Consider the following 23,617-nt stretch of genomic DNA (forward strand, 5'->3'; position numbering starts at 1 on the left):
TGGCTCCAGATGTCGCCCAGTCTTGCCGTTGAGAAGTCGAACACGCGTTGCAGGGGACTGGCGAGTTGCAGGATGGTTTTTTCAAACAAGGTGGTTTCCGGCTGTTTGCGCAGGCGTGAAGAATAGACCAGCAGAGCAAAGATGATCAGAAAGACGACCAGCAGGGGAGAGCGGTATTTTCGGAGCAGCTCCAGCATGAAAAACCCTGTATCGCAATGCAAAAGAGGGCGCATGGCCCTCTTTTGCCGGAAATGCTATGTGGCGTGTCCCGGCACCGTTTTTCAGGAGGTGACGGTGACGCGCCGCAGCAGGTCGAGTTCGTCCAGCACCTTGCCCGAACCGAGGGCGACGCAGGACAGGGGGTCTTCAGCGATGACCACCGGAAGTCCGGTTTCATCCCGCAGCAACATGTCGAGATTGCGCAGGTAGGCACCGCCGCCGGCAAGCACGATACCCTTGTCGACGATGTCCGCCGCCAGTTCCGGTGGCGTGCGTTCCAGGGCGATGCGCACTGCCTCGACGATAGCGTTGACCGTTTCGGTAAGGGCTTCGCGGATTTCCCTGGAATCGATTTCCAGGGTTTTGGGGATGCCAGACACCAGATCGCGTCCCTTGACTTCCATGGTGCGTATTTCGTCTTCCGGGTAGGCGCTGCCGATCTCTATCTTGATCTGTTCGGCGGTGCGTTCCCCGATGAGCATATTGTATTTACGCTTCAGATGCTGCACGATGGCTTCGTCCAGTTTGTCGCCGCCGACCCTCACGCTCTTGGCGTAGACCACCCCGGCCAGGGAGATGACCGCCACTTCGGTGGTACCGCCGCCGATATCGACGATCATGTTGCCCGACGCTTCGGTGATGGGCAGGCCGGCACCGATGGCGGCCGCCATCGGCTCCTCGATAAGGTAGACTTCACGCGCCCCGGCGGACTCCGCCGACTCCTTGACGGCGCGCTTTTCCACTTGGGTGATGCCGGAAGGGACGCAGATGACGATGCGCGGCCTTACCAGTGTCTTGCGGTTGTGTACTTTGCGGATAAAATATCTCAGCATCTCTTCGGTTATATCGAAGTCCGCGATGACGCCGTCTTTCATGGGACGGATGGCGACGATGCTGCCCGGCGTCCGGCCGAGCATCTTTTTGGCTTCCATGCCGACGGCCAGGACTTTCTTCTGTCCCATGCTGTCTTTCTGTACCGCGACCACGGAAGGTTCGCTGACCACGATACCTTTGCCCTTGAGGTAAACCAGGGTGTTGGCGGTGCCAAGGTCTATCGCCAGGTCATTTGAGAACAAGCCGAGGATGGAATCGAAAAGATTGAACATGATGGCGGGTTTCTCCTTTCGCCCGTCCCCGACATGGGGACGGCCAGGCAGGTGCCTGAAAAAATGAGCTTAACACTAGCAAAAAGCCGACCTTATTTCAAGGTCCAAAAGGCAGAAATCAGTTGCAATTCCGAGGCCGATTGACTAACATTTCCCCTTATTTTTTCTTATGTGAAACTTTACGCAAAGGAGCCCGCCGAGATGCTTGACCTGATACGCAAAAAGCAGCGTTCAGTGCTCGTCAAAATCGTTTTCTGGACGATCATTGCCGCATTTGTTGGAACGATTTTCCTGGTCTGGGGCAAGGGTGACAGCGGACCTGGCGGGGACAGCAATGCCGTCCTGCATGTCAATGGCGACGCCGTCAGCTATGCGGAATATCAGATGGCCTACCAGAACCTTCGCCAGCAGATGGAGCAGCGCTTCGGCCGCAGCCTGCCGCCGGAGATCGAAAAACAGCTGGGACTCAACGCTCAGACCCATGACATGCTGGTCAACCGGCTGCTGTTGCTGCAGGAAGCCGATCGGCGGGACCTTGAAGTGGGCAAAGCCGAGCTGCGGCAGGCCATTGCCGAAATTCCCGCATTCCAGAAAGATGGCCAGTTCGACAGGACTCTTTATCAGCAGGTTCTGGCCTATCAGCATCTGGACCCGCGGACATTCGAGCGCAGCATGCGCGAGCAGTTGCTGTTGTCGAAGGTCATGGATGTCATTCGGCAGGAGGCCGCGGTTACCGATCAGGATATTGAAACCGAGTATCGCAACCGGAATGAAAAGATCGCCCTGGGTTTCGTAAAATTCTCCCCCGGCGGATTCGAAAACAAGGTCGCCGTCAATGATGACCTGCTCAAGTCCTATTTTTCCGAACATCGGGAAGAGTTTCGCAAGCCCGAAAAGGCTGCCCTGCGCTATGTTGTCTTCTCCCCGGAAAAATATATCGGTGACGTGACCCTTCAGGAGGATGCCGTCCGCAATTACTACGAACGGCACAAGGACCGCTACTGGGTGGCCGAACAGGTCAAGGCTTCGCATATTCTGTTTCGCACCACGCCCGCTCTGGATGAGGACGGCCGCCGGAAAAAGCGCGCACTTGCCGAGCAGGTGCTTGAAAAGGCCCGTGCCGGCAAGAATTTCGCCGAGCTGGCCCGGCTGCATTCGGATGACGCCGCCAGCGCCGTAAAAGGCGGGGATCTCGGTTATTTCACCCACGGCACCATGGTGCCCGAGTTTGAAAGTGTAGCGTTTACCCTGGCTCCTGGTGAAATCAGCGGCGTCGTCGAGACGCCCCTTGGTTTTCACATCATCAAGTGCGAAGGCCGCATCGAGGCCGGCGTCAAGCCGCTGGACGATGTGCGGGATGAAGTGCGCGACAGCTTGCGGCAGGATCTTGCCCGCCAGATGGCGCTGGACAAGGCCATGCTGGCCTACAGCGCCCAGCGGCAGAGCGGTGACCTCGATGCCGTGGCTCAGGCGAACGGCCTGCGGATCCGGGAAACCGGGTTGTTTGGGCGCGGCGATGCCATCGACGGGCTGGGCAACGACCAAGAACTGACGGCGGCGGCTTTTGCCCAGAAGGCAGACGAATTGTCGCGACCCGTGGTGCGGGATGGCAGCGCCATCGTATTTGTCGTGAAGGAGCGACGCGCCAGTTTTGTGCCGGCCCTCGATGAGGTGCGCGGCGAGGTGGAAAGGGCCTATCGCCGGCAGGAAAGTGTCGGGTTGGCCCGACAGGCCGCGGAAGCCATGCTGAAAGAGCTGAAGGCCGGCAAAAAACTGTCGGATCTCGCTCGCGGACAATCCCTTGAAATGGGTGAAACCGGGCTGTTTCCACGTTCCTATGGCAATTTCGTTCCGAGTCTTGGCAACTCCGAGGAACTGGCCCGTACAGCCTTCGGCCTGACACTGAAAAAACCGGCGGCCGATCGTGTTTTCAACCTCGACGGCCGGTTCGTTGTCGTTTCCCTGACGAACCGGGTGGAGGCTGATCCCTCCAAGTTGACCGAACAGATGCGCGACGAACTGCGGACTTCGGTACTGGCGAGCAAGCAGGAAAGCATGCTCGGCGAGCTTCTTGAGAAACTCAAAAGTGAAGCGAACATCAAGGTCGAACCGGCCTTGCAAAGCATTCTGGAAGGTGAGAAAGCACTATGATACCGGTTGTTTTACAGACGAATTTCCCCGGCCTGAAGAGGGTCAATCAGGGCAAGGTACGCGATATCTACGATCTGGGCGAACACCTGATGATCGTGACCAGTGACCGTATTTCGGCATTTGATGTGGTGATGAACGAGGGAATTCCCTATAAAGGCTTTGTTCTGACCCAGATCTCCAGATTCTGGTTCGAAACCTTCGCCGATCTGGTCCCGAACCATCTGGTATCGGCCGACGTGAACGATTTCCCCGCTGAAACCCGCCCCTACAGGGATCAGCTCGAAGGGCGCAGCATGCTGGTGCGTAAAGCGCAGCCTTTGCCTGTCGAATGCATCGTTCGAGGGTATCTGGCCGGTTCGGGCTGGAAGGAATACTGCCGTCAGGGCACCGTTTGCGGCATCGATCTGCCCGCCGGTATGGTCGAAAGCCAGCAACTGCCCGAGCCGCTCTTCACCCCTTCGACCAAAGCCGAACTGGGTGCCCACGATGAGAATATCTCTTTTGCACAGGCAGCCGAGCTTTGCGGCGCCGACGTCGCTGCTCAGGCCCGCGACGTGGCGCTGGCCATCTACCGCCGCGCCCGCGGCCTGATGGCCGACAAAGGCATTATCGTGGCCGATACCAAGTTCGAATTCGGCCTGCGGGATGGGAAGCTGCTGTGGATCGACGAGGCCCTGACCCCGGATTCCTCGCGTTTCTGGCCGAAGGATGCCTACCGCATGGGGGGAGCGCAGCCGAGCTTCGACAAACAGTTCCTGCGTGATTACCTGGAAACCCTCGATTGGAACAAGCAGGCCCCCGCACCCGCTTTGCCCGACGATATCGTTCTGAAGACTTCCGAGAAATATCTCGAAGCCCTGTTCCGCATCACCGGCCAGAAACCCTGACAGGGGACCTGACTATCCACTAAGGGCGAAGCAAGGGCGCGTCAGTGTGTGACGCGCCTTTGTTTCGCCTGATTTTATCCTGCCTGCTCTTTATCCTTCCCAGAAAAGATAGTGCGGCGCTTCGTTCAGCAGCTCCAGGCACTCCTCCAGCGTTCCGGTAAAATCGTAACGACGCCAGCGCTCGCGGTTCAGATAAAAATCCATTTTCCAGCGATTCTCGCCGGGCAGATGCCGCAGGCGGGCGAAGTCGCCCCAGTTGCACCGCAGGTGGATCCGGTCGCAATGGCTGTATGCCGCATAACCGGCCAGTTCCGGATGCTTTTACAACATCACCCGAATGATTGCCACCTGCGTGTCCTTCTTGACGCCGCTCCGTTGTCGCATGTTATCTTGATTGTGCAGGTAAACGGCGATTCGTCACGGGGGCATGGGGTGAGGGGTGAGGGGCCGGCGTTGTTACGACTCCGGCCCCTTGTCAGGTAAAAACTGGTTTCGAAAAGTTATTCGGCCGGCTCAACCTTGATTCTGGCAGCGGCTTCCTTCGCCAACTGGCGGGCGCTATCGACGCTGTCGGCAACCACCAGGGCGACGCCCATGCGGCGTCCGGGGCGGCTGTCGGGTTTGCCGAACAGGCGTACTTTGCTGCCCGGCACGCGCAGGGCGTCCTCCACCCCGGAAAAACGGATATCGTTCTGGCGGTCCGACGCGAGGACCACATGGGAAGCGCCGGGAGAAAGCAGTTCAATGGCCGGGATCGGTAACCCGAGAATGGCCCGCACGTGCAGTTCGAATTCGGACATGTTCTGTGTCACCATGGTGACCATGCCGGTGTCGTGGGGGCGGGGCGACACTTCGCTGAAAAACACCCGATCGCCCTGAATGAAAAATTCCACGCCGAAAATGCCAGCGCCGCCCAGGGCTTCGGTGATGACCCGCGCCTGTCGCTGGGCCTCGGCCAGGGCCTTGTCCGTCATCGGCATCGGCTGCCACGATTCCTGATAGTCGCCGCCCTCCTGGCGATGGCCGATGGGGGGGCAGTAGCTGGTGCCGTCGATGTGGCGCACGGTCAGCAGGGTGATTTCGTAATCGAAAGCGATAAAGGCTTCGATGATGACCCGTTCGCCGGCGCCGCGCGCTCCCTGCCGGGCATAGTCCCAGGCTTTATCGATGTCGTCGGCGGATTTGACTGTGCTCTGGCCTTTACCGGATGAACTCATGATCGGCTTTACTACGCAGGGCAGGCCGATGTCCTCGATCCCCTGGCGAAATTCCTCGTAGCTGGATGCAAAACGGTAGCACGCCGTCGGCAGTTCAAGCTCCTCGGCGGCGAGGCGGCGGATGCCCTCGCGGTTCATGGTCAGGTTGGTGGCCCGCGCCGTCGGTATGATGCGGTATCCCTGCTGCTCCAGCTCCAGCAGAAAAGCGGTGTCGATGGCTTCGATTTCAGGGACGATGAGATCCGGGGCTTCCTGCTTGATGATGCGTTCCAGCGCTTCGCGGTCAAGCATGTTGGCGACATGGCTGCGATGCGCCACCTGCATGGCGGGCGCGTCGGCGTAGCGGTCCACGGCAATGGTTTCGATGCCGAACCGCTGGGCTTCGATGACGACTTCCTTGCCCAGTTCGCCGCATCCGAGCATCAGCAACCTGGTGGCGGATTTTTTCAGTGGGGTCCCGATCATTTTTTCTCTCCCGATGGTAAGGTCTGTGGCCGGCTGACAGAATGGTCCAGCAATATGCCCAATGGGCGGTGTCTTGTCAAGACCCGGCAGTGCCGCGGATCGCGAGACAGGGCAGCGGCTCAGGGTTTTCCGGTACCGCCGAATTCGATGCCGAGCAGGGTCACATCGTCTCTGAAAGGTGTTTTCTGGCCAAAGGTGCGCAGTGTTTCGATAATCTGGTCGCAGGCCGCGGCGAGTTGGCGTTTGCTCTGCTGCTGCAGCTTGCGGTAAAGACGCTGCGGTCCGAACATGTCCCCCTGGGCATCGGCATGTTCGATGATGCCGTCGGAATACAGGAACACCCGGTCTCCCCGTTCAAGGATGATTTCCCCCTCCTCGAAGGGAACCCGGGCTCCAGCGCCAATGATCGATCCGCCGCTGGCCAGCAACTCCAGAGATCCGGCACGGCGGATACACACCGGCGGCGGATGTCCCGCGGAACTGTATCGGAGGCGGCCGCTCGGAGTGTGCAGCAACAGACAGGAGATGGTGAAGAACTTGCCGAACCTTTCGAAAGGGTATTCCCTCTCGAGTTGGGCAAGAATCGCGGAGGGCGACAGGCATTGGCGGCCGCGTCCCGCCGTGTCCGGATTTTTGAACAACCTGCCGCTGCTTGGGGAGAGGCTCTGGAAAACCGAGACGGTGACCATCGCGGCAGAAACGCCATGGCCGCTCACGTCAAGCAGATAGATCAGCAGGAATTCGTCCGTCAACGGGATGATATTGAACAGGTCTCCGCCGATTTTTTCACAGGGGATAAAGCTCCAGGCGCAATCGAGGTTTGCCTTGGCGGGCTGCCCTGTCGGCAGCAGGGCACGCTGGATTTGCGCGGCGGAGCGGCGGTTTTCGTCCAGTTCCTTCTGCTTTTGCAGCAGCAGCCGCTGGGCGAGATCCCGCTCGTAGGTCAACCTGCGGAGGTTCAGCTGACTGGCGACTTTGTACTCCACCTCCCGAATATCGACGGGATGCCGCAGGCTGTCGGTGGTCCAGGGAGCCAGCGGCTTGACGGGAATCGGATGGCGCCCGTTGGAGGAAAAGAGCAGGCAGGGCAAGGGATGTTCACGGAAAAAACGGATCATCGGCGGCCACTGCTCCGGCCTCGGTTTCTCGGCAATTTCGGTATCGAACATCAGCAGGTCCGGACGCTCACGCAGGGCGTGAAGGGTTTCGTCAAGATCCGAGGCATTGAGGATAAAATAACCTTTTTCCCGCAGCATGCGGTAGAGGCGGTCGGTGGTCGGGGTGACTTTTCGGGCGAGCAGTATTTTTTCCGGCATGGGCCGCTATCCCCGGTTGGTAAATGACGATGGGTTGCTCCCGAGACTCTCTTCTAAGTAAAGTATAGTCGATAAAGAAGCTTTCGGGTCTTGCTGGCGTCCGATGGCGGCCGCTTATGCGAAAGGCGCCGGCTGCTGTTGCTGGCGTTGCAGACGCCGGGTGAAACTTTCGAGGGTGTCCGGCCGGCCAAACAGGTAACCCTGGGCGTGGTGGCAGCCCAGATCCATGAGCATCTCTTTCTGGTGAGGCGTTTCGATCCCTTCGCAGATGATGGTCAGGCCAAGGCTTTCACCGAGAGCGATGATCGCCCGGGTGATGGCGATGGCGCTGGGGGCTTCGGTCAGATCGCGGATAAAGGATCGGTCGATTTTCAATGTGTCGATGGGAAAATTCCGCAGATAGCTGAGGGAGGAGTAGCCGGTGCCGAAATCATCGATGGCGATCTGCACCCCCAGGTTTTTGAGGCGGCTCAGGTGGCTGACGGTTTTCAGGTTATTCTGCATGATGGTGTTTTCGGTCAGTTCGATTTCCAGCTGGCAGGGGCGGATACCACTTTGCAGGATCAGTTCTGCGACAAGATCGGCAATGTTGTCATGGGCGAACAGTTGCCCCGAAACATTTACCGACAGTCGCAGGTCGCCCAGGCCCGCGGTCCGCCAGCGGGCGATCAGATCGCAGGCCTGGCCCAAAACCCAGCGGTCGATGTCGATGATCAGGTTCGATTCAATGGCGACCGGCAGAAAGGACCCGGGGGGCTTCAGGCCCTGCTGGGGATGCTTCCAGCGGATCAGCGCCTCGGCCCCGAAAATCCGGCCGCTGCGCATGTCGACCTGTGGCTGAAGGTGGAGGACGAATTCGTCGTTTTTAAGCGCTTTGCGAAGATCGTTTTCAAGAATCAGGTGGTCCTGGATCGGCTCATCCATGGCGGGATGATATTTGCGGAACGTGTCGCGGCCCCGGGTTTTGGCATCCTGCATGGCAATGTTGGCGTGGCGGATCAGGTCTTCCTGGCTGTCGGCGCCTTCGGGAAACAGGCAGATGCCGATACTGGTAGTGAGCAAGACCTCGCAATGGCCGAAGCTGAAGGGTTGGGCGATGGCTTTTATGAGGAGCCGCGCGATCTGGCTGACCTGTTCCTCGTCAAGCACTTCGGGCAGCAGAATGGCAAATTCATTGCCGCTGAAGCGGGCTATGCAATAATCGCAGAGCGTATTGCCCGGGAGCAGAATGTCGCATTGCTGCAGGCATTGGCGAATGCGTTTGGCGATGGTCAGCAGCACCTGATCGCCGATCATGTGGCCGAAGGACTCGTTGATGCGTTTGAAACGGTCCAGGTCGAGCAGCAGCACGGCCAGCTTTGCATGGTTGTGCCGCGCGGAATCGATGGCCGCGTCCAGGGTGTCGATGAAAAACCGGCGTTTGGCCAGGCCGGTCAAAGTGTCGAAGTGGGCCAGACCGAATATTTTCTGTTCGGCCTGCTGGAGATCGGAAACATCCTGTACGATGGCGGTGATGGCGCGGGGCCGGCGGGCATCGGTTTTTTCGATTTCGCCCTGGCTGCTGATATGGCGCTCCTCTTCCCCTGCCATGATGCGATAGCGGACCTGGTAGGGCTGGCGCAAAGCGATAGCCTGCTCCAGGGTTTCCCGCACCTGGGGCAGGTCATCGGGATGAACGGTCTGCAACAGATCTTCGGGACTTGAGAGGCGGGCTTTATCCTCGATCCCGAGCAGGTTGCGAAGATCCCTGCTGCAGGTAAAACGCCCCGAATCGAAGTCCAGCTGCCAGTGCCCGAGTTTGGCAATACGCTGGGCCAGGGACAGGCGACTGCGGCTGGCCTTGAGGTCTTCATGCAGACGGGCGGTGCGTAATATGTGCATGACCCGGTAACGCAGCAGCAGCCAGTTGATCGGTTTGCAGATAAAATCGGTGGCGCCGGCATCAAAGGCTTTCTGGATGAGGTTGGCATCTTCCAGCCCGGTCAGCATGATGATCGGGATGTCCTGGTATTCCGGCAGGCCGCGCAGCGTTCGACACACGGAAAACCCGTCCATGCCGGGCATTACCACGTCCAGCAGCATCAGGTCGGGGCGCATGCTGCGGAACTGGGCCAAACCTCTGGCGCCATCTTCGGCTTCGATAACCAAAAACCCGGCCTGCTCGAGGGTGGCGCGGGCCAGCAGGCGCATGCTGCAGTCATCATCCACGATCTGGATCATCGCGGCATGGTTCAGGTTTTCCGCTGTCATCCCTGGCCTCCTTCCTGGATCAGGGCGAATTGAACGCGATTATACTCGTTCTGGATGGATGCCATCAACCGATCGCGCTGGCTGGGCGGCAGGTCTCCAGCGCCTTCCATTTTGCGGCACAGATCGGCCAGGGACAGGGCACCAAGATTGGCACTGCTCGATTTGAGGGTGTGGGCCAGTTGGAAAACCATGCGCATGTGGCCGTTCTGCAGGGCCTGTTCCATGTTTTGCAAAACCCTGGGCGATTCCTTCAGGTAGATCTGGATAACCCGGGCGAGCAACCCCGGCTGCTGCTGCCCCTCCAGGGATTTGATGGTGTCGAGCCTGGTCCGGTCGATGGCAACCGTAGGCGGGGGCGATTGCCGGTCCTGCCCGGGTTCCAGCGAAAAGGATCCATCCACGGTTTCATCACCGGAACTGCGCCGATGGTCGAGGATGCTCAGCCACCGGTTCAGCATGGCCCCGACCTGGAGCAGCGTGAAGGGTTTTCCAAGGTAATCGTCCATGCCTGCGGCGAGGCACTTCTCCCGATCGCCGCTTTGAGTATGGGCCGTCATGGCGATGATCGGTGTAGCCGCCGGGCGGTTTCGTTTTTCCCATTGCCGTATCATCTGCGTGGCCTGATAGCCGTCCATATCCGGCATCTGGCAATCCATGAAAACCAGATCGTAGTTGCCGGTCTTGAAACCCTGCAGGGCTTTCGTCCCGTCGCCGACGGTATCTACCGCGCAGCCATATTTTTCGAGCATGCCGACAGCCACCTGCCGGTTGACTTCATTGTCCTCGGCCAGCAATATTCGGGCCCGGGGCGGCCGGGTCTTTTCCGGGCGGCCGCAAGAAACCGGATCCGTGTTTTCCTCGGGCGCCGCCGACGGCCGGGCAGGGGGCGTGGTCAGGTTCAGCAGCAGTTCGGAAGGACGTACCGGTTTGCTGATATCACCGATGAACCTTATGCCGTCACCATCGAATGCGGGGCAAGGGTATCCGGCCGGTTTCAGGATGATGACCTGTGGCGGCGGCACGGATGCCAGCGAGGCCATGCGGCGCATCAGTTCTTCCCCCGAAAAATCGGGCAAGGTCGCGTTGGTCAGTACGAAATGGAAATTCTGCATGGTCAGCAATTCCAGCCCCTGGCGGCCATTCGACGCGGTAATGCAGGCCAGTCCCCAACGGCGCAGCTGGCGTTTGATGCTGCGGCGGACCAGCGGATGGGAATCGATCACCAGCGCCCGTTTTTTCCGGAATTCCGAAATCCCGGCGAGCATGCCGGTTCGACCGGCAGGATCTTTGGGCAGAGACAGTTCAAACCAGAAATGCGAGCCATGGCCCGGCTCGCTGCGGACAGCGATGTGCCCGCCCATATGCCCGATCAGATCGCGGCAGATCGACAGTCCGAGACCGCTGCCGCCGTATTTGCGTGTGGTGGAGCCATCGGCCTGCGAGAAGGGTTGAAACAGGCGGGGGATATGCTCTGCCGGGATGCCGATGCCGGAGTCGCGCACATCGATGTGAATGAGGGTTGTCCCGTCGTGGCCCGGTCGGCATTTCAGCGTGATCAGGATATAGCCCCGGTCGGTGAATTTGACCGCGTTGCTGAGCAGATTCACCAGCACCTGGCGCAAACGGCCCGGGTCGCCCACCAGCACCGGAGGCAGCTCACCGGCAATGTCCAGAACCAGTTCCAGTCCTTTGGCCTGGGCCTTGACGGCAAACAGGCCGACGGCATCCTCGATGAGCCGGCAGATATCGAAAGGGATGGTTTCAAATTGCAGTTTTCCGGCTTCCAGTCTGCTGAAATCGAGGATGTCGTTGATGATGTGCAGCAATGCCCGGCCGGACTGGGCAATGGATTCGGCGATCTGTTTCTGATTGTCCGCCAGGGGACTGTCCAGCAACAGTTCCGTCATGCCCATAACCCCGTTCATGGGGGTGCGGATTTCATGGCTCATGTTGACCAGGAACTGGGATTTGGCGCGATTGGCCTCCTCGGCCCGTTGCTGGGCCTGCTGCAACTGGTCGATGGTCGATTTCAGCTGCGCGGTCATGCTCTGCAGGGAGCCGTTGAGGATGCCGATCTCATCATCCGTTGCCGCCGGCCAGGCAATGGTTTGCAGCTCGGCCGGCATGCGTTGCGCGATATGCACGATCTGCCGCAATGGCCGCGTCAGACGGCGGCTCAGCAGCAAGGCGTAGAATACGACCAATACCAGGACGATGGCGCTGCTGCCCATGCCGTACAGCAGCAGGCGCCGATTGGCAGTGAGGTCACGGCTCAGGTCAAGTCCGGTAAGCAGGAAACAGTTCTTCTCATCATGGAACGGCAAGGCCATTTTGCTCGCGAAAACGGCCGGATTGTCCGACCGGACCAATCCCCCGAAGGACCGCGTCCGGGCGCTTTGGACCAGCGGCAGCAAAAACTCCGAGTCGTTGCTGCGGGATTGCACCGTGCCGAAACCGACCAGCAGGCTGTTGGTGAAGGCTGGTCCCAGTCGCAGGGTTTTGCCCGTAAACAGAACGCCGATGACCCGGGTTCCCGAAAGGATCGGCGTGTAGGTCATCATCGCCAGCCGGGAAGGTTTTCCCTTGTCCGCCATGTCGGAGAAAAAGGCAAGAGGCTCGCGGGTAATGGCCCGGTTCAGATAGCTGGCCAGGCGATCCGGATTGTGCTGCGGCAGTTGTCCGATGGCGGCTACCGGCACCGCCTCGGGGGTGAAAACCGCGAGGCAGGCAAGGTCGTTCTGTTCGCGCAGCAGGTCGAGATAGGCCTTGAGCTGGAAGGAAACATCCAGCTTCAGCGGAATAATGAGCTGGTTGTCGGATGCGATGCGCAGGCTTTGCTCACGGAAGTTGTCCAGCTGGGCGATGAACAGCCCACGGTGAATCTGTTCCAGTTGCTGCAGCTTGGTATGCCCGTTCTGCAGAATATGATTGGTCGTTACGCGACCGAAGATCAGAAACCCTATCAGGGTAATCAGCATCGGCATCGGCAGGATGGCCAGCAGCAGTTTGCAGGTCAGGGATTTGCGAAAAACTATTTTTTGCATGGTGTTCCCTTGGCTCCCGCGGAAGCAGAACCGGATGTTTTCAGCAGCGGCATGCTGGTATAGAGTTCCGCGCTTGTCAGCAGCGTGTGCGGGATTTCGATGCCCAGCATGGCGGCCCGCCGGGTGTTAAAGGTGATGACGGAGCGCTCGGCCGATTCGATGGGCAGGGTTCGGATGTCGTGGTGTTGCAGCAGTTTGACGCCCATGTTGCCGGCCTGTTGCCCCATGGCGGCGAAATCAACGGAGGCGCCGCCGAACAGCCCGAGTTGCGCAAAGGAAAAATTCAGGGGAATGCCTGGCTTGCGACAGTGGCGCAGGTAGGTGCGCAGGGTTTCGTGAGGGCCGATACTCTGGTTGTTTTTATTCTTGATGCTCAGCACCAGCGGATACACCGCCTGCACTTCCGGACTGGCGTTGATCGCGTGGATCTCCCGAAGGTATTCCTGCATGGTGGCGACGCTGCGTATGCTCAGCCGGATGCCGTTTGCGGCACCGCGCATTTCGATCTGCAGCTGTTTGCGAATCGCCTGGCCGGTCGGAGTCCGGTCAAGCAGGGCTACGACGTGGCGAAGATCCGGCATCGCTTCCCGCATGACATTCAGGGCCGCCTGCAGATGCAGCTTTTCGTAAACCCCGGTGACATTGCGCACCGGCAGGCCCTGCCGGTCCAGGAAGGGAACGGCGCGGTGGTAATCCCGAGGCTGCCCGTTCAAGCCGGAAAACACCACGGGAAACGGTTGCCCGACCAGTTGCAGCCCCACTTCCCGAAACGCGTTATCGTCCAGCGTAAAGACCAGTTGCGGGGCAAAGGCGCGGATCTTTTTCAAAACCCGTGCGGCTTCGGTGCGCATGCGCCCGGGGCTGCTGTTGACGGTCTTGGTGTTCATGTAGTGGACGCGGACATCAAGCCGCTTTCCAAAACGGTGCCGCAGAACCTCCCTTATCCCGATTTCCTGCGGGATGCCACAGACATCATCGTTACCGTAGCTCTGGACGATGAAAACCCTGATCCTGTCGCTGGATTCGAGCCTTGTGGGTGCGATGATGCGGATGCCGGGCAGCAGCCAGTCCATAACGTCGAGCTGAGTCTCGCTCGCACTTGTGCCCCTGGCAACACGAAGCTGGCCGGAGGCATCGTGGATGGGACCGGAAAATACCTGCAGGCGGCCTTCCTTGAGGGCTTTTTCCCGGGCTTTGACCTGCTGCACCACTTTCACCGGCACCAGCGGACTGATGGTGCCCAGAGCGGTGACGCCGGTTTCCAGTCCCTGGTATCTGGAACCGGGGGGGAGGGTTCCGGCTTGCAGGGCGCGAATTGCTTCGGCATAAAAAACCGACCAGTCATAAATGGCGGAGGTCAGTAGCCGCTCCGAGGCGTACCGGGACAGGTCGGTGGCGTAGCCAATGGCGAACATGCCGTGGTCCATGGCGACCTGCATCGGAGAAGCGTGGCGGATGCCGTTGAAGTACACGTCCACGCCGTTGCCTGAGAATTTTCTGACGAGGCGGGCGGCCTGCTCGGGAGGGCCGTCGCACCAGGCGGCCTCCACGGCGATGGCGGGCCGTACCGAGCGGGCGCCGAGGACAAAGGCGTTAAGGGCGCGTACCGCGGCAGGATCGGCCGCTTCCCCAAGAAAACCGAGACGCTGTCTGACCGACATGCTGGCGGCGAGGATGCCGGAAAGATAGGCCGGCTGGTGTATTTTCCCGCCATAGCTGATGACGTTGGGGGCGCGGTAGCGGCCGCCGCACACAAAAAACATGATCTCGGGATGTTGGCCGGCCAGGCGGGCCGCCGCCGCGGAAAATCCGGCGTCCGTCGCAAACAGGGCCCTGACCCCCTGCCGGATCAGGTTTTCCATGACATCGGGTGCATCTTCCCGCGAAACACTGGCCAGTGCCAGGGTTTTGACGGAGGGGAAGGCGCGGCCGAGCTTCAGGCGGGCCAGTTCATGGGCATGATTCCATCCACCGTCGCCGACCGGGCTGTTGTACAAAAAAGCGACTTTCAAGGGGCCGCCTGCCTGGCAGGGCAGCGGTGCGGTGCCAAGGGCGATCATGCATGCCAGCAGCACAACGGCCAGGATTGTCGGCCGGTTGCCCCTTGGGGCTAAGGATGTCGAGGGGCATCGGGTTTTTGCCGGAAGGGGGGCGCGATATCGCATTGTCATTGCAGGTACCTCCACAAAAGTGACCGTGACGGTCAAGACTTCAGGTCTTTCGGCAAAACAGCAAGCCAGGCGCGCGGGCCGGTTTCTCAGACTGCGAATATTCAGGGTGTGTCGGGACCGGGGCGTGACGGCCACCCGGGACAGGGATGCAAAAATGGGGCCGCGGGCGGTCCCCGCGAGGGATGTGCGGGAAGCGGCGGCCGGCACCGGGGATCCGGCAAAACGGTTGCCCGTCACAGGGGGCTATGCTACCCTGTGATACCTGCGGATAAAATGGAATCGGGAGACGAAATGGGGAAGAACACGGGCCAGAAGGAACGTCTTGACAAGCTGCTGGTGGTGCGCGGCATGGCGCAATCCCGCGAACGCGCACGAGCCCTGATTCTTGCCGGCCAGGTTGTGGTGGATCACCACACCGTCGACAAGGCCGGCGCCCAGGTATCCACAGATGTGTCCCTGCGCCTCAAAGGTGAGGACATCCCGTATGTGTCCCGCGGCGGACTCAAACTCGAAAAAGCCTTGGAGACGTTTGCCATCGATGTGTCGGACAAGGTCGCCATGGATGTCGGTGCATCCACCGGCGGGTTTACCGACTGCCTTCTGCAGCGCGGTGCACTGCGGGTGTATGCGGTGGATGTCGGCTATGGACAACTGGCCTGGTCGCTGCGCCAGGACAGCCGTGTCATCAATCTGGAGCGCACCAATATCCGGCATTTGCGGCCCGAGGCCCTGTCCGAACGGCCTGTCCTGGCGGTGATAGATGCCTCGTTCATATCCCTGGACAAGGTGTTGCCCGCGACCCTGGCGCTGTTGGCCGATCGGGCCGAGGTGGTGGCCCTGATCAAACCCCAGTTCGAGGTCGGACGGGGCGCGGTCGGCAAGGGGGGGGTGGTCCGGGATGCAGGCCAGCATCAGGCGGTGGTCGAGCGTATTGCGCAGTTGGCCGAAACCCTTGACTGCCAGGTGCTGGGGATAACGGAAAGCCCCATTCTGGGACCCAAGGGCAATCGCGAGTTTCTGATTTATCTGCGCAAGGGGGCAGACGCGTGAACCGTGTCTGTTTTGTCGGCGCCGGACCCGGCGATCCGATGTTGCTCACCCTGCGAGGGGCGGCCCTTCTGAAACGCTGCCGGGCGGTGTTTACTTTCCCGCCCCTGGATCAAACCTTTGCAGGCCTGATCGGCGACCGGCCGGTTTTCGATCCCTTTGATTTTGGTTTTGACGATCTTTTGGCGCGGCTCGATATGCTGCTGACAGAAGGCGATGTGGTTTTCCTGCAGCCGGGGGATCTGACTTTTTTTTCGCCATTTCAGGCGTTGATCGAAGCGCTTGGCGACAGGGCCGAGGTGGTACCCGGCGTCGGCGTCGCCAATGCCGCATCGGCCCTTCTGAAAAGGACCCTGAACCTGTCCGGTTCCTGCACCCGCACGATCCTGGTTTCAACGCGGGCACTGGCCGAAAGTCCCGGGGCGCCGTCCCTGGAGGATGTGGCACGGCCGGGCGTGACGCTGCTGATCTACATGAATCATTACCCTCTGGCGGAGCTTGTCGCACGGCTGCGTAGCGGTTATGGCTGCAATCAGCCCGTGGCACTGGTTCACAGGGTCAGTTTGCCGGGGCAGCGCCTGCTGATCGGCACGCTTGACGATATCGCCGGCAAGGCGCAGCATGGTCCCTTTTGGGGGCCGCAGGGGCGGGCTGATTTGACCCTGATCATCACCGGCGAAGCGCTTGGCGCCCGAGCCGATCGCGGATGGTGGGACAAGCGCCGGGAAGGTGGGCACCGCCACCGCCCCGTTTAAGCTGTCGCGATTTGACCTTTTCATCCTGCCGACACGATGGATATGATACGTATTTCGTACACTGCCGATCTGCATTTCGGATATGGTTTTCACGCGTGGCAAGAACCTGCGACCGGCAGATGCGATGACCAGCCGGCCGGCCGGCTGCTGCGCAGGGTGGGATCCCGAAAAGCGGGCCACGCCGGAATCGAACCACGGCGACCGGAAGCCGTGCTGCGGGCAATCCGGATTCGCCTGCAATCCTCGCATGGAGACGCCTTATGATGCTGCTGCGGCTTGAACTGCAGGCCTTCGGATGCTTTGTGGATGAAGCCATTGATTTCGCACCCGGCATGAACCTGGTGTCAGGCCCCAATGAATCCGGCAAATCCACTCTGGCGCAGGCGGTCCCGTCGGTGCTGTTCGGTTCCCCCGATGTGGCGCGAATCATGCCCTGGGAGCGTCCCGGAATGTGCCGGGCGGCAGTGGTTCTGACGTCTGGCGAACGGCGCATCAGGGTGACTCGGGATTTTGTGTCCGGCAAGGTGCAGTGGTTCGAAGGGACTCTGGACAGCGAGCTGCAACAGAAGTTCTGCGGTTTTCCGGAGGCTGCGGACGCCGTGGCGGATCGGGCAGCCTATCTGGCTTGCCTGCGGGACGGCCTGGGACTGTGTCAGCGTGAATTTCTCGAAGCGATGTTGTATCGGGACACCTTTAACGGGGTTGGCGGCCTGCCGACGGACCATCTGGAGATTTGTCTGTCTGATGGGGGTGCGGGCGCCATGCAGGAGCGCCTGAAAGACCTGCAGGCCGAATACCTGGCGCTTTCCAGCGCCAATCCCTGGGGATTGCCCTGCGCCGGAGACGGACAGCTGGAGGTTATCGCCCGGCAGTTGGGCGAACTCGAACAGGAATGGTTTGCCCTGCAGGACACTATCCGGGGTCTTCAGAACAGCGAGGCCGCGCGGGAAGGTGGCGAAACGGTGTCGGACCAGGACATCGTGACGCAAGGCGAGGTGGCCACGGATTGTTCGCGCTCCGCGGAGGCTTTCAGCCAGACGGATGCTACGCCGCTTCTTGCGGAGCACGGAGTTCAAGGCGACCTGAACGATCAGCGTGCCGCCCTGGAGGCTGAACTGGCAAAAACCGGTTTGCCCCGGCACATGCCATGCGAGCTTTCCGAGTTGCTGATTGCTCACGGGGAATTGCGTCAGGCGATGGCGGAGCAGAAACGCGCCCTTGGCGCGCGTCAGGAGGAGCGCCGCCGCTGCCGCATGCCATCCCGGAAAGGACCGGGGATTCAGCTCGCGGGGGTCTGGGCCGCGGCGCTGTTCTGGGCGCGGCTGCAATCGGGATGGCTGGCTGCCGGCAGCGGCCTGCTGGCAACCGCGGCGGTGGTCGGCTGGCACTTCCGGAAGTGTTTGCAGGTTCGCGAAGCCGGACGGCAGAGCGACCGGCAGATTGACGCCCTGGAACAAGGGGTAGGTGAACTCCAGGAACAGCTCAACGTCCTGAACGAACGCCTTGAGCAGCTCGGCTTTGCACTGTCGCCGGTGGACATGGTGCGTCTGCAGAAAAATCTTCCACGCCATCAGCAATTGCTGGAACAATTGCGCAGCCTCGATACAGCGCCAGCCGTAACCGGCCATCCGGATGCCGCATCTTCCGGTCCCGCCGAAACCCATGGTACCGGTGATGCGTGTTTGGCAAGCGGTGCGGCAATCTCCGGCACAGTCAGCGCCGAAGCCTGCCCGCAACAAAGTGAGGACCCTCCGTCCGCTCAACAAAACCCTTCCGGTCTTGACGAACTGCTCGACGCCCGGTCGCGCATCGAAGCCCGGGGCGAAGCACTGCGGCTCCGGGAAACACAGCTCAAACAGCGCAGGGAGACTCTTCGGACAGCCTGCGATCAGCTGCGCGAGGCTCTTGCCGAACCGACCTCTGTCGACAGGGATGCCTTCGCAAGTCTGCTCGCCCGATTGCTCTCAGGCTTGACCGGCGGCGCCATCGAGCAGGTACGGGTTACGGAGGATTACCAGCTGCAACTGCCCGGCCCGAATGGCAACTGGCTGTCCCAGGAGCGTTTCGGCAGCGCCACCCGGATGCTGCTGCAACTGGCATCCTGCATGGCGTTGAACGGCCTGCGCGACGAACCCTTGCGCCTGCCGCTGTTACTCGATGAACCGCTTGGCAATCTGGACAAAAAACGCCGCGGCCAGGCGTTGAAGGTTCTGGAGCAATACACGGCCGGTCAGCAGGTTATCTTATTCAGTCATGACGAAGGCTTGCGCCGAAGGGCCATGCGCGAGGGGTGGCATCTGCTGTCCCTGGGCGGCGAGGGGCTCAAGGTTGCGGCCGGTGGCGAGGAGAAACACAACGATGGCGGACAACTGTCTTTTCTGTAAAATCATAGCCGGTGAGATTCCGGGAACGTTCATTTATCAGGACGACCGGTTGGTGGTGCTGCAGGATATCGCTCCGCAGGCTCCCCATCATTACCTGATCATTCCGCGCAAGCATATTCGCACCACCCTGGACCTTGCGGCGGAGGACAACGATCTTGTCGGTCATGTCTACCAGGTGGCCGCCCGGCTGGCCGAACAGCATGGTTTTGCCGAGGGCGGCTTCCGCGTTGTCAACAATTGCAATGAAGGTGCCGGTCAGACCGTCTGGCATCTTCATTTTCATCTGCTTGGCGGCCGTATTCTGACCTGGCCTCCGGGGTAGGTGCCATTCACGGCGGCTATTCACCGATCAGAGCTTGCCCCTGGTCGTTTCGGCCCTGGCGGTTTTTTGGCATTCGGCCTGGCGCTGGCATTGCAGACACAGCCGGGTAAACGGCAGCACATCCAGCCGTGCCTGCTCGATGGCCTTGCCGCAGCTTTCACAGCTGCCGTAGCTGCCATCGCGCAGGCGTTGCAGCGCGTCATCGATGGCCAGCACTTCCTCGCGCGCCGCGTCGCCGAGCAGGTGCAGGTAGTCCTGGAGACTGTCGGTCAGCCCCTGATCCGCCGTATCCGCAACCCCATTATCGAGCAGGGCGGCGGCGTCGGCGTGTTGGCGACGACAGGCATCCAGTCGCTCCTCGCGCAGGGCCAGCAGCTTTTTGCGGATGTTTTCCGTGTGTTCCTGAGTCATGGCGTTCTCCTTGGGGTAGTGCTGATCCGGAAACTCCGGATGGATACAACGTAATTTTCAGATGGAAGTTTTCGGTGGAAGCGGTATCGCCGAGGGATCTTCCTAAACAGTAAACCGGTTGGTCCGGAAGTCAAAAAACATCTTCGGTCAGCGCGCCGGTCCGGCGGTCTGTGCCGAGGCCGTAAGGCCACCTGCCGTGGAGGGTGTGTGCCAGAAAACAAGAAAAAAGAACGACGCATGGTCAACGAAATCCTCGAACTTCTGGTGACCCACTACGGAGGCGGGTTGAGCGAAGAGGAACTCGACCGGGGAATCGTGGATTTTCAGCACGCCATTGCCATCGCATCGAAAGCTCACGAGGGGCAGTATCGCAAATCCGGCGAGCCTTTTTTCATTCATCCGCTGCGGGTGGCCCATGAGGCCGCGCGTCACTGGATGGATTTCTCCTCGGTGATCGCCGCCCTCCTGCACGACGTGGTGGAAGATACGCCCATGACCCTTGCCGAGGTGGAGGAAGCCTTTGGCGGGGAAGTGGCACGGCTCGTCAATGGGCTGACCAAGGTTTCGTCGGAAAAGCTAAGTCGCGAGGCGCTCAAGACCGAAACCTACCGCAAGCAGTTGCTGCTGGCCATCGAGGATGTGCGGGTTCTGTGCCTGAAATTCTGGGACCGCATGGACAATCTGCAGACCATTTACGCTCTCGATCCCAGCAAACAGGCTCTTATCGCCAAGGAAACCCGCGCTGTCTACGTGCCCCTGGCCAGGCATCTCGGCATGGGGTATGTCGCTTCCCACATGGAAGCCCTTTCCCTGAACATCCTCTACCCCGCCCGGGCCAACCGCTATCGGCGGGTCGTGCAGGTGCTGCGCACTCAGGTTGAACCGCAGTTGCGGAAAATTCGCGCCAGTTTTCGCCAGGCCTTCGAGCACTACCGGCTCGCTCCGACGATGAAGGACCGCTGGCGGCCTTTTTCCATCGACGCCACCCGGACCATGGGACGCGGCATATCGTCTCTCTACACCCTGGAGATCCATGTGGCGCGTACCATGGATGCCTATCTGGCCCTGGGTGTCGTGCACGAACTCTGCAACGCCATTCCCGGCAAGTTGCGCGACCATCTCACCATCCCGTCTCCGTTTGGCTATCAGGCCCTGAAAACCACCGTTCAGGCTGGCGAAATCCGGCTGCGGGTCGAAATCACCACTCACAAGCTGGCCCGTTTTAACGAATCAGGGGTATTGACGCCAGGTTTTGAATTCCGCAGGGAGAACTTCCGGGAGCTGATGAAATCCCTGCTGGAAGGCGAGGCGGCCTTCGATACCGAGAGCCTGCGCCTGGCGGCGTCCACGATCCAGGTCTATACCCCCAGGGGGGATATCTGCACCCTGCCTGCCGGCAGCAGCGCCCTCGATTTTGCCTTTGCCATTCATGAAAAAGTCGGTCTGTTCGCATGGCGGGCGCGCGTCAACGGTCAGACCCGGCAGCTCAAATCGCGGCTGATGGACGGCGATCAGGTTGAAATCGAGCGGGGCATGAATCCCAAAGTGTTGCCCAAATGGCTGGAGTGGTGCATCACGCCCCGCGCTCATAATCATATCCGTCGCTATCTGCGCACCCGGGTTCAGGACGGCGAATTTTAGGGGGCTGAGGAAGGCGTGGCTTTTGAGTCGGCGGCATGCAACAAGGCCCCGTGGCGTGAGCTTCGGGGCCCTGGTTTTATGCTTCCTGCTGTTTGGTTGCCTGCACGTGGGGTTTTTTGGCGGGGCGGCTGGCATGGATCAGGATTTTCTGGTCGGTAAAGCTCTCCACCTCGCCGGCGAAGGTTTCCACCTGGAAAAAATCCTGGATTTTGGCGGATGCTTCGATAAACAGCTTATTGAGTTTCTGCACCCGGTCGCGGTTGAGGCCGGTGCGCCGCGCCCATTCCTGAAAATCGTGGGTCTTGGGCAGGACCTTGATGTCGTGCAGGATAAAATCGGCGGCTTCCACCATCTGCGTCCATTCCTGTCTGGAGTAGGAGCGCACATGGGTGGGGTCCCGCATCTGCTCGTAGGCATGCATGAATTCGGCGATTTCCGGGTCATCCGGCAGCAGCGTATCGATGATGGCCATGCGGCCGCCGCGGCGCAGTACCCGGTGGAATTCGGCCAGCGCGCGCGGCACGTCCGGGAAGTGGTGAGGGGCGATGCGGCAGGTCAGCAAGGTAAACGCCCCGGCCGGAAACGGCAGGTCCTCGGCGTCGGCTTCCCGGAAGGTGACATTTTCCACGCCGCCGTCTTCGCTGATGAATTCCTGCGCGCGCTTCAGCATCTGCATCGCCAGATCGGAGGCCACGACGCTGCGCACCATGGGGGCAAAGAACAGGGCCGTGTGGCCGCCGCCGCAGGCCACGTCGAGCAGAATGTCATCCTGCGTGGGCTTGAGCAGGCGCGCGGCCTCTTCCAGATCCTCACCGTGGGCGAATCCGGGACTCTGCACATAGCTTTCCGCCGTGCGGCTGAACTGCTCCCTGACTTTATCCTTGAAATTCTTGGACATTCATTTCTCCTGGAATGAATCGATTATAGCACCCTTGCAGGAGCTTGTCCCGGTTGAAAGCCATCCACAGGCCTGCCCACATGGATCAGGGAGGATAGCATGAATGGCAAGGCTTTGGGAAGTAGCGGAATGTGCATCCCGGGGTGTTTTCCCGGATGAGCGCCGGATCAGTTTTCCTCTCCGTTCTCTTCCATCGTGAGCGCCGCCGCATCGAGCCATGCAACGATATCGCGCAGCACATCCAGGTGTTCCGGCGGCATGTCATCCATCTCCTCCAGCGCCGCGTTCAGCCGGCGTGCCGCCGACAGGGCCTGCCTGAACAGGCGTTGCTGTTGCATCCGGTCGGAATGGGGCTGCGGGGCGAGGCTCTTGAAGCATTTGACAGCCGTCGGATGACTGCGTTCCTGTTCGATGACAGTCTGTCGCAAGGTTGCGTAGTCTTCCTCGGAAAAAGACTGCTCCTCGCGCGCCTGCCGCAGCAGATCGATGCTGCGGTAGTCAGGTACCGATTGCAGGGGGGAGCCCTCGGCCAGCAGGTGGGGCTCTTCGCGGCTTATGAAGCGATATGCCTGGGTCAGCTTCTGCGCTGTTGGTTTGCGGATACGGATTTCCTTCTGACAGTATTCCTCAAAGGAATCATAGCCCCAACTCCGGTACAGGGACGCCTGGCTGACCTTGAGAAGCTCTTCTCCAAGTTCGACCCAGGACGATTTGAAGCGGCGGGCCACATCGAGCACCCGGTAGCGATCGGAGCCGGGTTCGAGATGTTCCATAAGGGTTTCGATATGCGACTCTGCGGCGGTTTTGGGTGTTTCGTTCATCGATTCTACCTCTATCGCAAAACCTTCTGGCTTGAGAAGGCAATGGCGGTTAGAATAAAGCTTTTTGAGTGGCGTTTCCAGCCGGAAACCCGGCTTATGTCAAAGGATCTGATCGCATGCAAAAATCCGCTTTCATCGTTGGCCCCCAGACGGCGCAGATGCTGCAGCTCGGCCATCCCTGGGTGATTGCCGATCGTTATACCCGGCAATGGCCCAAGGCCCCCGCCGGTCAAATCATCCAGCTTGCCGACGAGACGGGACGGCAGCTGGCCACTGCCCTGCTCGATCCCGACGACCGGGTGGTGGCGCGGGTGCTGGATTTTTCTCCCATGGACCTGACTCCCGACTGGATCCAGGGCCGGGTCCGGCAGGCCCTCGATCTGCGGCGCCGCCATCTCGACCTGGGCGATACCAGCGCCTGGCGCCTGGTCAACGGTGAAGGGGATTTTCTGCCTGGCCTTACCGTGGACTGCTATGGCGATTACCTGATGATTCAGCTGTTCAGCCGTGCC

At 60.3% G+C, this 23,617-nt stretch carries 17 protein-coding genes and 2 pseudogenes; 9 read left to right on the forward strand and 10 right to left on the reverse strand.

Annotated elements, in window-relative coordinates:
- Together AB7E65_RS05145 and AB7E65_RS05150 are read right to left on the reverse strand one after the other, a co-directional pair.
- Positions 1–233: pseudogene (locus AB7E65_RS05145) on the reverse strand (hypothetical protein); the annotation flags it as partial.
- A 48-nt stretch (positions 234–281) separates the two neighbouring features.
- Positions 282–1,325: a rod shape-determining protein gene (locus tag AB7E65_RS05150; protein ID WP_072285644.1), complete on the reverse strand. Its 1,044-nt coding sequence runs from the start codon at positions 1,323–1,325 to the stop codon at positions 282–284.
- 201 nt (positions 1,326–1,526) lie between these two features.
- Here AB7E65_RS05150 and AB7E65_RS05155 point away from each other — a divergent pair, with 201 nt between their 5' ends.
- Together AB7E65_RS05155 and AB7E65_RS05160 are read left to right on the forward strand one after the other, a co-directional pair.
- Positions 1,527–3,476: a SurA N-terminal domain-containing protein gene (locus AB7E65_RS05155; protein ID WP_428745395.1), complete on the forward strand. Its 1,950-nt coding sequence runs from the start codon at positions 1,527–1,529 to the stop codon at positions 3,474–3,476.
- Positions 3,473–4,363 (forward strand): phosphoribosylaminoimidazolesuccinocarboxamide synthase, encoded by an 891-nt coding sequence (locus AB7E65_RS05160; RefSeq protein WP_320360692.1) that lies wholly within the window; start codon positions 3,473–3,475, stop codon positions 4,361–4,363. Before AB7E65_RS05155 ends, AB7E65_RS05160 begins: the two co-directional genes overlap by 4 nt.
- Positions 4,364–4,863: 500 nt before the next feature.
- Here AB7E65_RS05160 and purT read toward each other — a convergent pair whose 3' ends face one another.
- The 5 genes from purT to AB7E65_RS05185 form a co-directional block, all read right to left on the reverse strand.
- Positions 4,864–6,045, reverse strand: coding sequence for a formate-dependent phosphoribosylglycinamide formyltransferase (gene purT / locus AB7E65_RS05165; protein ID WP_072285640.1), 1,182 nt, complete (start codon positions 6,043–6,045; stop codon positions 4,864–4,866).
- 119 nt (positions 6,046–6,164) lie between these two features.
- Positions 6,165–7,361 (reverse strand): PP2C family protein-serine/threonine phosphatase, encoded by a 1,197-nt coding sequence (locus AB7E65_RS05170; protein WP_428745396.1) that lies wholly within the window; start codon positions 7,359–7,361, stop codon positions 6,165–6,167.
- A 114-nt stretch (positions 7,362–7,475) separates the two neighbouring features.
- The gene (locus AB7E65_RS05175; protein WP_320360690.1) at positions 7,476–9,611 is read right to left on the reverse strand and encodes a putative bifunctional diguanylate cyclase/phosphodiesterase; all 2,136 of its coding nucleotides are present in this window, start codon (positions 9,609–9,611) and stop codon (positions 7,476–7,478) included.
- Positions 9,608–12,655, reverse strand: coding sequence for a response regulator (locus AB7E65_RS05180; RefSeq protein ID WP_428745397.1), 3,048 nt, complete (start codon positions 12,653–12,655; stop codon positions 9,608–9,610). The genes AB7E65_RS05175 and AB7E65_RS05180 overlap by 4 nt, the downstream gene beginning before the upstream one ends.
- Entirely contained in the window at positions 12,643–14,667 is a 2,025-nt protein-coding gene (locus AB7E65_RS05185) for an ABC transporter substrate binding protein (RefSeq protein ID WP_320360688.1), read from the reverse strand. The genes AB7E65_RS05180 and AB7E65_RS05185 overlap by 13 nt, the downstream gene beginning before the upstream one ends.
- Before the next feature lie 46 nt (positions 14,668–14,713).
- Here AB7E65_RS05185 and AB7E65_RS05190 point away from each other — a divergent pair, with 46 nt between their 5' ends.
- The 5 genes from AB7E65_RS05190 to AB7E65_RS05210 all read left to right on the forward strand — a co-directional run bounded on the left by AB7E65_RS05190 (position 14,714) and on the right by AB7E65_RS05210 (position 19,334).
- The gene (locus AB7E65_RS05190) at positions 14,714–15,085 is read left to right on the forward strand and encodes a hypothetical protein (protein ID WP_320360687.1); all 372 of its coding nucleotides are present in this window, start codon (positions 14,714–14,716) and stop codon (positions 15,083–15,085) included.
- Positions 15,086–15,117: 32 nt separating this feature from the next.
- Positions 15,118–15,876, forward strand: a complete 759-nt coding sequence (locus AB7E65_RS05195) for a TlyA family RNA methyltransferase (protein WP_320360686.1) — start codon at positions 15,118–15,120, stop codon at positions 15,874–15,876.
- A complete protein-coding gene (locus AB7E65_RS05200; RefSeq protein ID WP_428745398.1) occupies positions 15,873–16,628 on the forward strand; it encodes an SAM-dependent methyltransferase in 756 nt (251 codons plus the stop codon). The genes AB7E65_RS05195 and AB7E65_RS05200 overlap by 4 nt, the downstream gene beginning before the upstream one ends.
- 260 nt (positions 16,629–16,888) lie before the next feature.
- A complete protein-coding gene (locus tag AB7E65_RS05205; RefSeq protein WP_428745399.1) occupies positions 16,889–19,012 on the forward strand; it encodes an ATP-binding protein in 2,124 nt (707 codons plus the stop codon).
- The gene (locus AB7E65_RS05210; RefSeq protein WP_428745400.1) at positions 18,987–19,334 is read left to right on the forward strand and encodes a histidine triad nucleotide-binding protein; all 348 of its coding nucleotides are present in this window, start codon (positions 18,987–18,989) and stop codon (positions 19,332–19,334) included. The genes AB7E65_RS05205 and AB7E65_RS05210 overlap by 26 nt, the downstream gene beginning before the upstream one ends.
- Before the next feature lie 27 nt (positions 19,335–19,361).
- Here AB7E65_RS05210 and AB7E65_RS05215 read toward each other — a convergent pair whose 3' ends face one another.
- Entirely contained in the window at positions 19,362–19,745 is a 384-nt protein-coding gene (locus tag AB7E65_RS05215; protein ID WP_428745401.1) for a TraR/DksA family transcriptional regulator, read from the reverse strand.
- Positions 19,746–19,952: 207 nt separating this feature from the next.
- Between AB7E65_RS05215 and AB7E65_RS05220 the strand changes: the two genes are divergently transcribed.
- Complete coding sequence (locus AB7E65_RS05220; RefSeq protein ID WP_235605447.1) at positions 19,953–21,386, forward strand: HD domain-containing protein; 1,434 nt, start codon at positions 19,953–19,955, stop codon at positions 21,384–21,386.
- 76 nt (positions 21,387–21,462) lie between these two features.
- Here the strand turns inward: AB7E65_RS05220 and AB7E65_RS05225 are convergent, their stop codons facing one another.
- Both AB7E65_RS05225 and AB7E65_RS05230 read right to left on the reverse strand, forming a co-directional pair.
- Positions 21,463–22,284: a class I SAM-dependent methyltransferase gene (locus tag AB7E65_RS05225; protein WP_072285629.1), complete on the reverse strand. Its 822-nt coding sequence runs from the start codon at positions 22,282–22,284 to the stop codon at positions 21,463–21,465.
- A 167-nt stretch (positions 22,285–22,451) separates the two neighbouring features.
- Positions 22,452–23,105 carry a hypothetical protein gene (locus AB7E65_RS05230; RefSeq protein ID WP_072285628.1) on the reverse strand — a complete coding sequence of 218 codons (654 nt, stop codon included), beginning with the start codon at positions 23,103–23,105 and terminating at the stop codon, positions 22,452–22,454.
- 116 nt (positions 23,106–23,221) lie between these two features.
- Between AB7E65_RS05230 and AB7E65_RS05235 the strand changes: the two are divergent.
- A pseudogene (locus AB7E65_RS05235) lies at positions 23,222–23,617 on the forward strand (class I SAM-dependent rRNA methyltransferase); the annotation flags it as partial.

Origin of the sequence: Syntrophotalea sp. (assembly GCF_050253115.1) — a bacterium.
Classification (GTDB): Bacteria; Desulfobacterota; Desulfuromonadia; order Desulfuromonadales; family Syntrophotaleaceae; genus Syntrophotalea; species Syntrophotalea acetylenica.